The organism is uncultured Porphyromonas sp., from assembly GCF_934359325.1.
Lineage (GTDB): Bacteria > Bacteroidota > Bacteroidia > Bacteroidales > Porphyromonadaceae > Porphyromonas_A.
Window position 1 is genome coordinate 1 of the sequence record NZ_CAKRLH010000198.1, and the last position, 2,976, is coordinate 2,976.

Annotated in this window: 3 protein-coding genes; all 3 read left to right on the forward strand. The window is 59.5% G+C overall.

The features are described 5' to 3' along the window. Nucleotides 1-540: ABC transporter ATP-binding protein (locus Q0F21_RS06820; protein ID WP_297238555.1), on the forward strand; the 540-nt coding region annotated here is incomplete at its 5' end. After that, nucleotides 537-1,682: an ABC transporter permease gene (locus Q0F21_RS06825; protein ID WP_297238557.1), complete on the forward strand. Its 1,146-nt coding sequence runs from the start codon at nt 537-539 to the stop codon at nt 1,680-1,682. The genes Q0F21_RS06820 and Q0F21_RS06825, both read left to right, overlap by 4 nt. Beyond that, nucleotides 1,679-2,800, forward strand: a complete 1,122-nt coding sequence (locus tag Q0F21_RS06830) for an ABC transporter permease (RefSeq protein ID WP_297238559.1) — start codon at nt 1,679-1,681, stop codon at nt 2,798-2,800. The genes Q0F21_RS06825 and Q0F21_RS06830 overlap by 4 nt, the downstream gene beginning before the upstream one ends. The last annotated feature ends 176 nt before the right edge of the window (nt 2,801-2,976 follow it).

Consider the following 2,976-nt stretch of genomic DNA (forward strand, 5'->3'; position numbering starts at 1 on the left):
CACGACATCCTCCGCGAGGGGGAGCGGATCAAGAAGCACATCGGCGTGATGAGCCAGCGCTTCTCCCTCTACACCGACCTCACGGTGGAGGAGAATCTCCGACTCTACGCTGCTATCTATGGGATGAAGAAGAAGGCGATCAGGGAGCGAACGGATGAGCTTCTGAGCCAGCTCGACTTCGAGGAGTATCGCCACACCCGCGCCGGGCACCTGCCGCTCGGATGGAAGCAGAAGCTCGCCTTCGCTTCTGCGATCTTTCACCGCCCCGAAGTGGTCTTCCTCGACGAACCTACCGGCGGGGTGGATCCGCTGACACGGCGACTCTTCTGGGAGCTGATCTACCGCGTTGCCTACGTGGACGGGATCACCGTCTTCGTCACCACACACTATATGGATGAGGCGGAGTACTGCGACCGCGTCTCGATCATGGTCGATGGCGAGATCCGCGTGCTCGGCACCCCAGCGGAGCTGAAGGCTGCCGAGGGAGTCCCCGACATGGGCAGCCTCTTCACCGCCGTCACTAAGCAAGGGAAGCGATGAGTAGAGGAGAGAAAAGGAGAGCCGCACGTCGCGGTGGCTCACAGATGCGCGCCTTTATCATCAAGGAGTGGAAGCAGATCTTTCGCGATCCGCTCACGCTCCTGATCCTCGTCGCCATGCCGATCACGGAGATGCTCCTCTTTGGCTTCGCGATGAATATGGACGTCACCGACCTCCGCACCGTCATCATCGACCAGTCTGCCGACGAGACCGGCAAGCAGCTGGCGGAGGCACTCGAGGGAAATACCACCTTCCTCTACCAAGGGATGCTCTCCGACAGCGGGGAGGCGGAGCGGATGATGAAGGCAGGCGAGATCGACCTCGCCATCGTGGTACCGGAGCACTTCGAGCGGGACCTCATCACCGGACTGCCGACCAGCCTGCAGGTGATCGCTGATGTGTCGGATCCCGCCATGGGGAGCATCCGAGGAGCCTATGCCCAGCAATTTATCGCTGACCAATTGAGCCGTCGCACCGGCAACGAGGGGATCCCCTACAGCATCGAGATCACACCCCAGATGCTCTACAATCCCGGGCTCGTCTCAGCGTACAACTTCGTCCCCGGACTGATGGGACTGGTGCTCCTCGTCATCTGCACGCTGATGACCAGCATCAGCATTGCGCGGGAGAAGGAGCAGGGCTCCATGGAGCTCCTCCTCACTACCCCGGCGCGCCCCACTACGATCGTCCTCTCCAAGACCGTTCCTTACCTCGCCGTCTCCCTCATCATCATCGCGATCATCCTCGTCATCTCCCGCTTCGTCCTCGGGGTGCCGATCCGCGGGTCCCTCGCCCTGATCCTCCTCGTGACGCTTGTCTTCACCTTCTTCAGCCTCGCCTTCGGACTCCTCCTCTCGAGCCTCGTTAAGTCGCAGAAGGAGTCGACGATCCTCACCGGCTTCAGCGTGATGATGCCGACGATGCTCCTCTCCGGGATGATCTTCCCGGTGGAGAATATGCCGCTCGTCCTCCGCTGGATCTCCCGCTTCATCCCCGCCACCTACTACATCACCTCGATGCGCAAGCTGATGATCCAGGGCGCCGGACTCAGCGCCATCTGGGTGGAGTTGCTGCTGCTCGTCCTCTTCGCCATCCTCACGATCGCCCTTGCGATCCGTAACGTCAAGCCCCGCCTGAGATGAGTAGTGCCTTTGGATACCTCTTGGAGAAGGAGTTTAAGCAGATTGCTCGGGACAGGATCCTCCTGACGATGATCTTCCTCTTCCCGACGATCATGATCGGTCTGACGCCCTGGGTGATCAATTTCAACCTCCGCCACCTCGACCTGGCGGTCGTGAGCCACGATCCGGGAGGAAACTACAGTCGTCTCCTCCTACAGAAACTGGAGGCATCGCCCGACATCGACATCATCGGGCTCTACACCTCGGAGGAACCGGCATACCAGGCGGTGGATCGAAATAAGGCGGAGATGATCCTGGTGATCCCGCCGGACTTCTCCCGCGACATGGAGCTCTCCCGCCACGCCTCGGTCCGAGTGATCGCCAATGCGGTCAATAGCACCAATGCCGTCATGGCGATGAATCGCATGAGCGGACTCATCGCCGACACGTCGGAGGAGATCCTGACCGAGAAGGTGGGACTGTCGTCAGGCAGCGGCAGACCGGTGGAGATCCGCATGCTCGACCGGTACAACCCGACGCTCAACTACAAGTACTACATGCTGCCGGCGATCCTCGTGATGGTGCTGACGATGCTCTGCGGCATCTACCCCGCCATCGGACTGGCGCATGAGAAGGAGGTAGGCACCATCACGCAGATCAATCTCTCCCCCCTCCGCAGTAGCACCTACATCGTCGCCAAGGTACTACCCTACTGGCTCATAGGCATCAGCACGACACTCCTCGGCACGCTGCTTATCTACCTCATCTACGGGCTGGCACCGGTCGGGAGCTACCTCCTGATCCTCCTCAGCGCCCTCCTCTTCTCCGGGGTGATCGCCTTCCAGGGCGTGATGATCGCCAATCTTGCCAAGTCGGTCCAGCAGGCGATGTTTATGGAACTCTTCTCAGTGATGATCTTCTTCATCATCAGCGGGCTCTTCACCCCGATCAGCACGATGCCGTGGTGGAGCAAAGTAATCGCCTACATCAATCCCCTCACCTACCTCAATATCATCATGCGAATGGTCTACCTCAAGGGTAGTCCACTCACCGACCTCTGGCCCTACCTTGCCGCCCTCACGGTCATCGGGCTGGTCAATGCCCTCCTCGCCGTCCTCACCCACCGCAAGCGGCAGTAGACTACCCTCCCACCATCTCCACCTTACCATCCTCTCATTTAGACTTGTCCGACCCGTCCGACTTGTCCGACTTGTCCGAGGCAAAATGGTTAACTTTGTCCTCTAGAGATGAGACAAACCGTGATCACAAGAGAAACGATAGAGAAGCCTCTGTGGGAGGATATACAGCTACTGAT

Bases quoted from the DNA above. Each gene is read 5' to 3' on its own strand.
- Q0F21_RS06825 (WP_297238557.1), top strand. From the start codon at position 537: ATGAGTAGAGGAGAGAAAAGGAGAGCCGCACGTCGCGGTGGCTCACAG.
- Q0F21_RS06830 (WP_297238559.1), top strand. From the start codon at position 1,679: ATGAGTAGTGCCTTTGGATACCTCTTGGAGAAGGAGTTTAAGCAGATT.